Below are 12,360 nucleotides of genomic sequence, written 5' to 3' on the forward strand. Positions count from 1 at the left end.
CGCTTTAACATGATGGATGCTCATGTCGAGAAAGTTCGATTTCTTTAACATGTTCGCCGAACGCGTTAAAGAAATCGAAAAATCTTAACACGTTATGCCACCCCTTCCGGCCCATCGTAATGCTCCGGGAACCAGCGGCGCACCACCGGGCCGTCGCTGGCCATGACGTGGCAGGTGTTCAGCACCGGGGGCGGGCGGTTGGTGCCGTCGCCGCCGTTCCGCTTGGCGTTCAACCGGGGAGCCAGGGTCTGGAAGGCGGTGGTGGCCACGGGGCCCAGCAGTTCCACCAGATGGGTGCAGCCTTCCGTGCCACCCAGGCGCTGGCGCACGGCGCGGGTCCAGCCGGCGGCGATGCTCAGGCCCACCAGGCGCTGGAAGTTGTCCAGGATGGCGGGGCAGTGGGCGAAGGGCGAATTGTCGGTGGCGACGTCCACCGCCCGCACCGTCAGCGTGTCGTCCACCGTCAGGCGTATCCACATCTCATGCAGGAACTGCCCGGGCTCTATCGTGCCGCGCCATTCGTTGGCGAAGGGATAGGCCTTCTCGTCCGTGATGTGGCCTTCGATGTCCCACAGGCCGTCTTCGCGTTCATAACCCTGGCAGGTGACGCGGCGGGTGTGCAGCGGCTGGCGTGCCGCCGGAGGGGATAGGGGCATGGGTGTGACCCAATAAAGAAACGGACGCCCGTTCATATTGGGCGCCCGTTTCCAAAGCGGTCAAGTGATGCGGTTTGGCCTTAGGCTTCCAGGGCCGCCGCCACCACGTCACGCACCGGCGCCGGGTCGATGCCGCGGGCGGTGAAGGCCTGGCCGATGCCGCGCGCCAGGATGAAGGTGATGCCGCCGTCCAGCACTTTCTTGTCCTTGGCCATGTGGGCCATCAGGGCATCCACCGTCCAGCGGCCCCGGCTCAGATGGGCGGCACCGGTGGGCAGGCCCACGGCCGCCAGGTGGCGGCGCATGCGGGCCAGGTCGTCGGGCGGGCACAGGCCCAGGCGCACCGACAGGTCGAAGGCCATGACCATGCCGATGCCGACCGCCTCGCCATGCAGCAGTTCGCCGCCGTAGCCCACCTCCGCCTCCAGCGCGTGGCCGAAGGTGTGACCCAGGTTCAGCAGGGCGCGTACGCCGCTCTCGCGCTCATCCTGGGCGACGGTGTCTGCCTTGGCGGCCACGCTTTCCTGCACGGCGCGGATGCGCAGGGCCGCGTCGCCGGCCACCAGGGCGGGGCCGTTGACTTCCAGCCAGTCGAAGAAGGCCGGCCGGTCGATCAGGCCGTATTTCACCACCTCGGCATATCCGGCCAGCACCTCGCGCCGGGGCAGGCTGTCCAACGCGGCGATGTCGGCCAGCACCAGGCGCGGCTGGTGGAAGGCGCCCACCAGGTTCTTGCCGTGGCCGGTGTTGATGCCGGTCTTGCCGCCGACACTGCTGTCCACCTGGGCCAGCAGCGTGGTGGGCACCTGGATGAAATCGATGCCGCGCAGCGCGATGGCGGCGGCAAACCCGCCCAGATCGCCGATGACCCCGCCGCCCAGCGCCACCAGCACGGTGCCGCGCTCGATCCGGCGGGACAACAGCGTCTCCATCACCGTTTCCAGGTGGCGGAAGCTTTTGGTCGCCTCGCCTGCCGGGACCAGGATGGGATCCAGCACGCGGCAGCCGGCGGCCTCGACCGAGCGGGTGAAGGATGCCAGGTACAGGGGCGCCACCGTCTCATCACTCAGCACCACCAGGGGCCGCTTGGTGCCGATGGCGGCGGCGACATGGGGGCCGGCGTTGGCGATCAGGCCGCTTCCGACCCGCACGTCATAGGACCGGTCACCGAGGGCGACAGGGACGGCGACCGTGGGAATGGACGCGTTCATGGTTCCACCGCGGCGGCCAGGGGCAACGCTTCCAGGGGCGAAGGGCCGTTGCCGGCCGGGGTGTCGTTGTCCAGATAGTGCTGCAGCGCCTCCACCACCCGGTCCACCGTGTCCTCGGCCGGCCGGTCGCCGCTGTCGACGATGATGTCGGCCTGGGCGTAATAGGGGTGGCGCAACTCCATCAGCTGGCGCAGGGTTTCGCGCGGGTCGCTGTCCTTCAGCAGGGGGCGGGTGCCCCGCCGCGCGGTGCGCTGGACCAGCAGGTCCAGTTCGGCGCGCAGCCAGATGGACAGGGCGCGCTGGCCCACCAGGGCGCGGGTGTCGGCGTCCATGAAGGCGCCGCCGCCGGTGGACAGGACCTGCAGCGGCTGGTCCAGCAGGCGGGAAATCACCCGGCGCTCACCCTCACGGAAGGCGGGTTCGCCATAACGGTCGAAGAATTCCGGAATACTGCATCCGGCGGCGCGCTCAATCTCCTGATCGGCGTCGACGAAGGGCAGGCCCAGGCGGCTGGCCAGGCGGCGGCCGATACTGGTCTTGCCGGCCCCCATCAGGCCCACCAGGACCAAGGTGCGCGGCGGGCGCTGGTTCAGGGTCGGCCGCATCACAGCACCCCTCCGCATGCCGGAACCGGCGCACGGCCGCTCGGGGTGGCGTTGCGCGTCCGGGGGGTGGACGCTACAGTGCCAGGCGCTAACACCATTTTTGCCGTTTCTTCCATCACAGCCGAGACCTGCAAAACCGTTCCCGTACCCTGGACCGCTTCCGCTTGGGCGGGGCCCCGTGCCCGGGTTTGTTCTTCATCCCTGTTACCGGCCTTCCCGCCCCGGCCCTGCGGCTTTAGGCGGACTGTCCGGTGACCGTCGCCCCGTGGGATGGCTGATGCAGCCGCCCCGGGAAACGTTTCGGGGGCACTGCATAACACAGTCGCTTCCGCCTGTCCCCCGACTCCACCTTGGGTATGGCGCACTGCGGCCCTGCTTTTGCGACCAACCCATTCCTTTCCCTTCGTGACCCGAGTGCCGATCCCGCGATGAAAAAGCTTCTTCTGATCCTGATCGCCCTGGTGATTCTGGCTGGTGCCGGCGCCGCCGTCGTCGTGGCCGCCACCACCTCTCCGGCGCCGTCCGCGCCCACCGAACGGGTGATCTCGAATGACCGCTTCCCGCAGTAAGAGGATGCTGGCCCGCGCTTGCATCCTTGCCGCCGGGGCCGCCGGGCTGATGACCGCTTCCGTGGCGTTGGCCCAGAGCGGCGCGCCCACGCCGTTGTGGCCCAATGCGGGCCAAGCGACGCCCGGCACCGCCGCCCCCGGCGTAGGGCCCGGCGCGATCCCGCCGGCCCAGCCCGCCTACACGCCGCCGACCCCGCGCGCCTCGTCGTTCGAGGTCTCGGCCCTGCCGGCGGTGATGCCGGATGGCGGCGGCATCCTGGACACCAACCAGGGCGGCCTGGGCCAGGCCCTGTGGTCGGACAGCCCGCGCGGCCTGATCGATCGGGCGCTGGCCTCGCTGCCGGCCTCCAGCCCCTCGCCGGCCGTGCGTGCCCTGCTGGGCCGGGTGCTGATGTCGGCCGGCACGGCCCCGCCCGCCGGCCCGAACGCCAAGGACGTGCGCAACTTCCTGGGTCTGCGTCTGGAACGCCTGGCCCTGCTGGGCGAGTCCAAGGCCGACGCCATGGCCAGCCTGCCCACAGCGCTGGAGGATGCCGGCGGGGCCGAGGCCTGGGCCCGCCTGTCGCTGCTGACCGGCGACGGGGCGGCCTGCGACCGCATGGAGGACATGCAGAAGCGCTTCACGGATGGTGAGATCCTGATGCTGGGCGTGGTCTGCCAGGTGCGCGCCGGCAACACCGACGGCATCATGCTGTCGCTGGACATGATGCGTGAGCAGGGGGTGAAGGACGACAGCTTCGCCCGCCTGGCCGAACTGGCCGCCAACGGGCAGAAGGTGGCGTTGAAGGGCCTGAACACGGTGACGCCGGAAACGTTGGCGCTGGCCCGCGCCATGTCGCGCGGCCTGCCGGCCGACCTGCCGCCGGCCCAGGTGCAGGGGCTGAACCCGGCCGCCGCCGCCGCGCTGTCGGACCTGCCCGACATGCCGGCGGCGTTGAAGCTGGTGGCGGGCGACCGCGCCGCTGCCCATGGCACCCTGCCGTCGGCGGCCCTCGCCCCCCTCTACAAGGCCGCCAAGGTGGCACCCAGCGACCTGAAGAACGCGGTGGGTGTGGCCGACAAGCGCCAGGGTGCGGACCAGCGCGCCATCCTGTACCAGGCCCTGACGGGGGAGACGATCCCGTCGCTGAAGGGCGCCATCCTGGCCAAGGCCGTGGATGTCGGCGACCCCGCCCTGCTGGCGGGTGCCTGGGGCGACCTGCTGGCCCAGGAACTGGGGCAATTGAGCCCCAGCCCGGCGCTGAAGGACGTGGCCCCGGCGGCCGTCCGCCTGCTGCTGCTGCAGAACCGGCGCGACCTGGCCCAGCCGTGGTTCGAACTGGCCTATCAGACGGCGCAAGAGGCGAAAGAGGGCAAGCCGGTACTGGCCTACCAACGCCTGGTGCCCCTGGCCGTGCTGGGGGGCCTGCTGCCGCCCGGTGGCATCAACTGGGCGCAGTGGCTGGACGCCGTGAAGGCGGATGCCGATGTTCCGTCGCGCGTGCGGGCCGGCACCATCCTGGCCCTGCTGACCGCAGCGGGGGAAAAGGTGGACCCGGTGCTGCTGGCCCGCATGGCCACGGCGACCGAGGCGCCGGGCGTGATCCCGGACGCCGCGTCCTGGATGCGGCTGGACCAGTCGGCCGTGACCGGGCGCAAGGGTGAGGTGGCGGTGCTGGCGCTGGCCGAACTGGCTGATGCCGGTCCGGCCGCCACGCCGGCCACTGTGGCGTCGCATGCATTGAACGCCCTGTCGTCCGTCGGCCTGAAGGACGATGCCCGCCGCCTGGCGCTGGAGGCGGTGGCCGCCTTGTCTGGCGTCTGATCATGGCGCCGCGCGTGGCAAAATCGGCTGAACCCGGGGCGGCGCCCAAGCGCGCCTCCCCCGGCCGGCCGCGCGCGGCGACCCTGGCCCTGCCGCCGGGGGTGGACGCCTTCCTGGACATGCTGGTGGCGGAACGCGGGGCTGCGGCGAACACCCGCGATGCCTACCGCCGCGATCTGGTGGACGTCGCCCGCTTCATCGCCGCCCAGCAGGGCGGCCAGGGGGCGGCGCTGGACCAGGCCGGCACCGACGACCTGCGGGCCTATCTGGACCATCTGGGCCGCGACGGCACCCAGGCCGCGGTCCGCACCGTGGCCCGCCGGCTGTCGGCCCTGCGCCAGTACTACAAGTTCCTGGTGTCGGAGGGGCGGCGCGACATCGACCCAACCGCCGTGCTGGACGGTCCCCGCCTGGGCCGGCCCCTGCCCAAGATTTTGTCCGAGGCCGACGTGGGCCGCATGCTGGACACGGCGGCGCTGCAAGGCGGGGCGGAGGGCTTGCGCCTGGTGGCCCTGCTGGAACTGCTGTACGCCACCGGCCTGCGCGTATCGGAACTGGTGGGCCTGCCCCTGTCGGCCTTCAGCCGCGACGGCCGCGTGCTGGTGGTGAAGGGCAAGGGCGGCAAGGAACGCATGGTGCCGCTGTCGCCCCCGGCGCGCGATGCGCTGGCGGCATATCTTCCCCACCGCGCCGTCTTCTTTTCGCCGGGCCGGGAATCACGCCAGGCCTCGCTGCTGTTCCCCTCGCGCAGTTCCGGCGGCACGCTGACGCGCCAGCGTTTTGGCCAATTGCTGAAGGATCTGGCGCTGGCGTCCGGCCTGGATCCGGCCAAGGTCAGCCCCCACGTGCTGCGCCACGCCTTCGCCACCCACCTGCTGGACCATGGCGCGGACTTGCGCTCCGTCCAGAAGATGCTGGGCCATGCCGACATCGGCACCACGCAGATCTATACCCATGTGGTGGGGGAACGGTTGCGCCGCACGGTGGAGGATCACCACCCCCTGGCCCGGGGGATGAACCGGGGCCCCAAGGGGCCGAAGCCGGGCGGGGGCGAGACCTGATCCCTTGTGATAGCGCTAGCCCCCAGCCCCCGCCCATGGTAATCAGCCGCCTTCGGCCTGCGTATGGCCCCGCCTCGGCGGCACCCTTCTTACAAGCCAGTTGTAAGCCAGACCCATGCATTTCCTTGAATTTGAAAAGCCGATCGCCGAACTCGAAGGCAAGATCGATGAACTCCGCCACCTGTCCGACGGTGGCGGTCTCAACATCGCCGACGAAGTCCGCAAGCTTGAGGACAAGGTCGACAAGCTGCTGCGGTCGACCTACGGCAAACTGACCCCGGCCCAGAAGGTCCAGGTGGCGCGCCATCCCAACCGGCCGCATTGCCTGGACTACATCAACGCCCTGGTCACCGAGTTCACGCCGCTCGCGGGTGACCGCGTGTTCGGTGAGGACCGCGCCATCATCGGCGGCCTGGGCCGTTTCCGGGGCCGGTCGGTGGTGATCATCGGCCAGGAAAAGGGCCACGATACCGACACCCGCATCCGGCACAATTTCGGTTCGGCCAAGCCCGAGGGCTACCGCAAGGCCCAGCGCCTGCTGGATCTCGCCAGCCGCTTCAACCTGCCGGTCATCACCCTGGTGGACACGGCCGGCGCCTACCCCGGCGTTGGGGCCGAGGAACGCGGCCAGGCGGAGGCCATCGCCAAGTCGATCGAGACCTGCCTGCGCGCCCGCGTTCCCATCGTTTCCGCCATCATCGGTGAAGGCGGCTCGGGCGGCGCCATCGCCATCGCCACGGCCGACCGCGTGCTGATGCTGGAACACTCGGTCTATTCCGTCATCTCGCCGGAAGGCTGCTCGGGCATCCTGTGGCGCACCAACACCAACGCCGCCGACGCGGCCGCGGCCCTGCGCCTGACCGCCCAGGACCTGAAGGAACTGGGCGTCATCGACCGCATCGTCATGGAACCCATCGGCGGTGCGCACCGCCGGCGCGAGGAAACCATCCTGGCGCTGGGCAACGCCATCGATGACAGCCTGGAATCGATGCGCGGCCAGGACGGCGGCACCCTGATCGCCCGTCGCCGCGAGAAGTACCTGGGCATGGGCCAGAAGGGCCTGGGCTGAAGTGATACGTGTGGCGTTTGAACGGTACCGTTCAAACGCCCCCTCAATTGCCGGGCGCCCGCATCCGCGGGCTTGGCTTCCTCACTTTCCAGTCAGCTACGCTCCCCGGAAAGCTCCGGCGGCTGCGGTCGCAGCCTACAGCGGCACACATGCATGAAAAAGGCGCCTTCCTTCGGGAGGGCGCCTTTTTCTTTGGCGGGATGGGGACCCGTGCGGGCTACGGCTCCGCCTGTCCCCGACGCTTGCGCGCGGGGGCGTACGGCCTTGCCGGCAGGGTCGGGAAAGCTAGCTGCGCAGCACCAGGCGGGAACAGCCGCCGCCGGCCGGCAGCACATCGCTGGCCAAGCCCGCCAGGCTCAGCATGGCCTGTACGTCCAGGATGGTGTCGGTGGGGCGGGTCAGTGTCAGCCGGACGTCCCGGCAGCCCATCTTCCGGAAGCGCGCGACCGCGTCCAGGATCTGGCGGGCGGGGGCGGCGGCGGAAGGGGGCGGATCAAAAGCACTGGGGGTGGCTGCCAAAACGGCGGCGGCCATGCCGGGTTCCGGATTGATGGCTCCGGTCGCCTCATGCGGATGCATGCGAGGTCCCTGGTTGGGGTTCGCCCGGGATGGACGCCCCGGGCAATTAGGATATTGAGACCAATTGAGGCTTTTCCGCGACGGCAAAGTTGGGGCTGCGGCGCATTTTCCCCATCAGGGGAGGACCAGGGCGACGCAGCCCCGGATTTGATACTGCGAAAGCGTTACAGAAGTTCGGCGATCTGTACCGCGTTCAGGGCCGCACCCTTCAGCAGCTGGTCGCCGGCGACGAACAGCTGGATGGAACGGCCGCTGGGGTCGCTGATGTCCTGGCGGATGCGGCCCACCAGGATGTCGCCCTGGCCCGACGCGTCCACCGGCATGGGGAAGTAGTTCTTCTCCGCGTCATCGACTATACGCACGCCCGGCGCCGTGGCCAGGATGTCCTTGACCTCGGCCGGGGTAATCGGCCGCTCGAACTCCACCGTCAGCGCCTCGGAATGGGCGCGCAGCACCGGCACGCGCACGCAGGTGGCGGAGATGCGGATGTCGGCGTCGCCGAAGATCTTCCACGTCTCCGTCACCATCTTCATCTCTTCCTCGTTATAGCCGTTGGCCGGGTCGACCTTGGCGTTGTGGCTGAAGAGGTTGAAGGCGTAGGGGTGGGGCAGCACGGTGGGGGTGAAGGGGCGGCCCTCCAGATAGGCCCGGGTGCCCTCGCGCAGTTCCTCCATGGCGGCGGCACCGGCGCCGGACGCCGCCTGGTAGGTCGCGGCGATGAAACGCGTGATGCGGTTCTTCGCGTGCAGCGGCCATAGCGGCACCAGGGCTATGATGGTGGAGCAGTTGGGGTTGGCGATGATGCCCTTGTGCTGCTTGATCGCACCCGGGTTCACCTCCGGCACCACCAGGGGGACGTGGGGGTCCTGGCGGAAGGCGCTGGAGTTATCGACAACGACGGCGCCCGCTTTCACGGCGATGGGGCCATAGACCTTGGAGATGGAGCCGCCGGCGGAGAACAGGGCGATGTCCACGCCCTCGAAGCTGTTCTCGTCCAGCGCCTGGATGGTGATCTCTTTGCCTTTGAAGGTCATGGTTTTGCCGGCCGACCGGGCCGACGCCAGCAGGCGCAGCTCGGACAGGGGAAACGCGCGCTGCTCCAGGCACTCAAGCAGCTCGACGCCGACGGCACCGGTGGCACCGACGATGGCAACGACGGGCAAGGCCATGACCTAAAATCCTCAAAGACGACAGGTTGAAATAAGTGAAACGCGAGGCGCCATCCTCTTGTTCGTTTCGTTCCTTCGTCAAGCGGACGACTCGCAGGTCTGCCCTGTCTCCATGCGCAACCTAAGCAAGTTTATTATCAGCGGCATGGGCATGGCTCATGCCGCTGTAGGCCCCGACTGGGGCCGCCGGAACTTTTCGGGAAGCGTCAGCGGACTGAAAAGTGAGGATAGCCCAAGCGGCCGGATGGCCGCGCCCGGCGCCTGAGGGAACACTTAAGAATCACCGCAGCGCCAGGACGATGACTGCCACGCCCAGGGCGATGATCGCGGCCCACAGCAGGCCTTGGCCGCGCCCGTTGTTCAGGCGGTCGGCCAGGGCGTCGATGCTGTGCGGGTCGATGGGCAGGCCGCCGCGCTCCAGATGGTCGGTCAGGCGGTCGGCATGGCGCAACAGCAGGGGCAGCTTGCCGGCGGTGTTGCTGATGGACCGCACCGCCTCGGCCAGCCGGGCCTCGGGCCCGCGGTTCTCCCGCATCCACTGCTCGATCAGGGGGCGGGCCACCTCCCACATGTTCAGCTTGGGGTTCAGGACGCGGCCCACGCCCTCGGCCGTCAGCATGCTTTTCTGCAGCAGCAGCAACTGGGGCTGGGTCTCCATCTCGAACTGCTCGGTCACCGCGAACAGCTGGGCCAGCAGGCGGCCGACGGAGATGTCGTGCAGGGGCTTGTTGTGCACCTGTTCGCCGATGGCACGGACCGCCTGCATGAAGATGTCGCGCGACTGGTGCGCGGGAACGTAGCCGGCATCGAAATGCACGTCCGCCACCAGGCGATAGTCGCGGTTCAGGAAGCCGATCAGCATGTCGGCCAGATACAGCCGGGTCTGCCGGTCCAGGCGGCCCATGATGCCGAAATCCACCGGCGCCAGGTGGCCGGACAGGTTCACGAACATGTTGCCGGGGTGCAGGTCGGCGTGGAAGAAGCCGTCGCGGAATACCTGGTTGAAGAAGGAGTTGGCCGCCTGGCGCAGGATGTCGTCGGGGTCGAAGCCGGCGGCGCGGATGCCGTCCACCTGGTCCACCGGGACGCCGTGGATGCGATCAATGGTCATCACCCGCTGGCTGGTACGGTCCCAGTCCACCTTGGGGATGTTGAAGGTGTTGTCGCCCTTGAAGTTGTCCGCCAGTTCCGAGGCGGCACTACCCTCCATGCGCAGGTCCATTTCCATGCGCACGGTTTCGGCGAAGGTCTCCACCACCTCCACCGGCTTCAGCCGCTTCAGGCGGGGCTGTACCTTCAGCGCCAGGCCGGCCAGCCAGAACATCAGGTCGATGTCGCGGCGGAATGCCAGTTCCACGCCGGGGCGCAGCACCTTGACCGCCACCTCCTTGCCTTCCGCCGTGACGGCGAAATGCACCTGGGCGATGGACGCGGCGGCCACCGCTTCGGGCGCGAAGCTCTGGAAAATCTCCGTCAGCGGGCGGCCCAGCTGTTCCTCGATGATGGCGACCGCCTGTTCCGTGGGGAAGGGCGGCAGCCGGTCGCGCAGCAGGGCCAGATCCTCGGCCACGGCGTCGCCCACCAGGTCGGACCGGGTGGACAGCGCCTGGCCCAGCTTGATGAAGCTGGGGCCCAGTTCCTGGATGGCGGCGGCCAGGCGCTGGCCGGTGCGGCCGGGCGCGCGGTTGTTGTTCACCAGGCGCAGCACCCAGGCCACACCCGGCGCCATGTCGCGGAACTCATCGGGGAACAGGGCGCCGTGGCGGCCCAGCGTGCGCCCGATGGTGTACAGGCGGCGCAGGTTGCGCAGGATGCGGAACATGATCAGACGCGCCAGGCGGAATGGATGGCGGCGATGCCGCCGGTCAGCGGCCGCGCCCGGGCCTGGCCGAAGCCCACGGCCTCCAGCCGGCGGCACAGCGCCTCACGCTCGGGGAAGCGGCGGATGCTTTCCACCAGGTACTGGTAACTCTCGCGGTCGCCCGCCACCATCTGGCCCAGGCGGGGCAGCACCTCGAAGGAATAGCGGTCGTACAGCTCGCGCAAGCCCGGCAGGTTCACCTGGCTGAACTCCAGGCAGAAGAAGCGCCCGCCCGGCTTCAGCACGCGCCGCGCCTCCGCCAGGGCCTTGTCGATGTGGGTGACGTTGCGCAGGCCGAAGGCGATGGTGTAGGCATCGACCGAGCGGTCGGCCACGGGCAGCGACTCGGCATTGCCCACGGTCCAGTGCAGGCCGCCCCGGGTTTCCGGCGTGCGGTCCCAGCCGGGCAGGCTGCCCTTGTCGATGCCGCGGTCGCGGCCCACCCGCACCATGGCCTCCGTCAGGTCGCAGACCATGATCTTGGCCCCGGGCGCCTTGGCCGCCATGCGGAAGGCGATGTCGCCGGTGCCGCCGGCCACGTCCAGCAGGGTTTCGCCCGCGCGCGGGTTCACCAGGCTGACGAAGTCGGACTTCCACAGCCGATGGACGCCCATCGACATCAGGTCGTTCATCACGTCATAGCGGCTGGCCACGCTGGAGAACACGCCCTGCACCAGGGGCGCCTTCTCCGCCGGGTTGATGGCGCGGAAGCCGAAGGATCGCGCCTCCCGCTCCTGCGCCGTCAGGGCGGCGTCGGTGTCGGTGGAACCGGGGGCGAAGGCGGGGGGCGTGGTTTGGTCGGCCATGGCGGCACCATAACGTCCGCAACCGTCCTTGGGTAGCGGGCTTGGGGCCGCCCTGGCCGGTACCCAGATCTGTGACGGCGGCAAGGGAACTTAGCCCGGGCCGGGCAATCGTTTGGCCGGTGTCAGGCCGACGCCCGCTCGGCAGGGATCCAGGTGGGGGAGTGGCGGGTGGAGAAATAGCGGGCGGGCGACTGGCCGAAGGCCTTGCGGAACATGGCGATGAAGTTGCTGGGCGTGGCATAGCCCAGGGCGTCCGCCACCTCCGCCACCGGCTGCCCCTGCGCCAGCCGTTCCAGGGCCAGCGTCAGGCGGGCCTGCTGGCGCCACTGCGTCACGCTCAACCCCGTCTCCGCCCCGAACTGCCGGCGGGCGGTGCGTTCCGACAGGCCGGCGTCGCGCGCCAGGGCGGCCAGGGTGCGGTCGTCCTCCGGCTGTCGCAGCAGGTGCATGGCCAGGCGTAGCAGCCGCGCGTCCGTGGGCATGGGCAGGTGCAGCGGTTCCCGCGGTGCCAGGCGGATCTCATCCAGCAGCACGGTCGTCAGGCGTTCCTGCTCCGCCGTCAGGGTTTTCGTCCATTCCCAGGTGGTCGCCCGCCGCACCAGGGCCTGCAACAGGTCGCTGATGCCCATGACGCAGGGGGCATCGGGCAGGTCGGCGGCGGCCTCGGGCGTCAGCATCATGCCCCAGCCGACCACCACGCCGCTGAAGGTCACCTTGTGCGACAGGCCCGGCGGCAGCCAGCCGGCCCGGTGCGGCGGCAGCAGCCAGGACCCGTGCGCCGTGTGGACATGGACCAGGCCGGCTTCGGTACAGAACAGTTGCCCCCGCAGGTGGTGATGCCAATCCAGCTCGCGTGAGCCCATGCGCACCTTGTCCTCGGCATTGCCGCGGCCCCAGAAGGCCACCACCGGCGGCCCGTCCGGCCGCTCGCAAAATTCCAGGAAGGCTTGCTTGTCCATCGACGTGTCCA

General features: G+C 69.4%; 12 protein-coding genes. 4 read left to right on the plus strand and 8 right to left on the minus strand.

Annotated features, from left to right (window positions below; all coding sequences use genetic code 11):
- Positions 1-92: 92 nt before the first annotated feature.
- The 3 genes from PW843_21935 to PW843_21945 all read right to left on the minus strand — a co-directional run bounded on the left by PW843_21935 (position 93) and on the right by PW843_21945 (position 2,472).
- Entirely contained in the window at positions 93-656 is a 564-nt protein-coding gene (locus PW843_21935) for a DUF2889 domain-containing protein (GenBank protein ID MDE1149230.1), read from the minus strand.
- 80 nt (positions 657-736) lie between these two features.
- Positions 737-1,867 (minus strand): 3-dehydroquinate synthase, encoded by a 1,131-nt coding sequence (aroB, locus tag PW843_21940; GenBank protein ID MDE1149231.1) that lies wholly within the window; start codon positions 1,865-1,867, stop codon positions 737-739.
- The gene (locus tag PW843_21945; GenBank protein ID MDE1149232.1) at positions 1,864-2,472 is read right to left on the minus strand and encodes a shikimate kinase; all 609 of its coding nucleotides are present in this window, start codon (positions 2,470-2,472) and stop codon (positions 1,864-1,866) included. Before PW843_21945 ends, aroB begins: the two co-directional genes overlap by 4 nt.
- Before the next feature lie 428 nt (positions 2,473-2,900).
- Between PW843_21945 and PW843_21950 the strand changes: the two genes are divergently transcribed.
- The 4 genes from PW843_21950 to PW843_21965 all read left to right on the plus strand — a co-directional run bounded on the left by PW843_21950 (position 2,901) and on the right by PW843_21965 (position 6,975).
- On the plus strand, positions 2,901-3,041 hold the full coding sequence (locus tag PW843_21950; protein ID MDE1149233.1) for a hypothetical protein: 141 nt from the start codon (positions 2,901-2,903) through the stop codon (positions 3,039-3,041).
- A gap of 49 nt (positions 3,042-3,090) precedes the next feature.
- Complete coding sequence (locus PW843_21955; GenBank protein ID MDE1149234.1) at positions 3,091-4,845, plus strand: hypothetical protein; 1,755 nt, start codon at positions 3,091-3,093, stop codon at positions 4,843-4,845.
- Positions 4,846-4,847: 2 nt separating this feature from the next.
- Positions 4,848-5,906 (plus strand): site-specific tyrosine recombinase XerD, encoded by a 1,059-nt coding sequence (locus PW843_21960; protein ID MDE1149235.1) that lies wholly within the window; start codon positions 4,848-4,850, stop codon positions 5,904-5,906.
- A 115-nt stretch (positions 5,907-6,021) separates the two neighbouring features.
- The gene (locus PW843_21965) at positions 6,022-6,975 is read left to right on the plus strand and encodes an acetyl-CoA carboxylase carboxyltransferase subunit alpha (GenBank protein MDE1149236.1); all 954 of its coding nucleotides are present in this window, start codon (positions 6,022-6,024) and stop codon (positions 6,973-6,975) included.
- A 285-nt stretch (positions 6,976-7,260) separates the two neighbouring features.
- Here the strand turns inward: PW843_21965 and PW843_21970 are convergent, their stop codons facing one another.
- The 5 genes from PW843_21970 to PW843_21990 form a co-directional block, all read right to left on the minus strand.
- Complete coding sequence (locus PW843_21970; protein ID MDE1149237.1) at positions 7,261-7,509, minus strand: hypothetical protein; 249 nt, start codon at positions 7,507-7,509, stop codon at positions 7,261-7,263.
- 209 nt (positions 7,510-7,718) lie between these two features.
- Positions 7,719-8,723, minus strand: coding sequence for an aspartate-semialdehyde dehydrogenase (locus tag PW843_21975; protein MDE1149238.1), 1,005 nt, complete (start codon positions 8,721-8,723; stop codon positions 7,719-7,721).
- Positions 8,724-9,003: 280 nt separating this feature from the next.
- Entirely contained in the window at positions 9,004-10,545 is a 1,542-nt protein-coding gene (ubiB, locus tag PW843_21980; protein MDE1149239.1) for a 2-polyprenylphenol 6-hydroxylase, read from the minus strand.
- 2 nt (positions 10,546-10,547) lie between these two features.
- Positions 10,548-11,390, minus strand: a complete 843-nt coding sequence (locus PW843_21985) for a class I SAM-dependent methyltransferase (GenBank protein MDE1149240.1) — start codon at positions 11,388-11,390, stop codon at positions 10,548-10,550.
- A 122-nt stretch (positions 11,391-11,512) separates the two neighbouring features.
- Positions 11,513-12,349 (minus strand): helix-turn-helix transcriptional regulator, encoded by an 837-nt coding sequence (locus PW843_21990; GenBank protein ID MDE1149241.1) that lies wholly within the window; start codon positions 12,347-12,349, stop codon positions 11,513-11,515.
- Between the last annotated feature and the right edge of the window lie 11 nt (positions 12,350-12,360).

It is taken from the genome of Azospirillaceae bacterium, assembly GCA_028283825.1.
GTDB lineage: Bacteria > Pseudomonadota > Alphaproteobacteria > Azospirillales > Azospirillaceae > Nitrospirillum.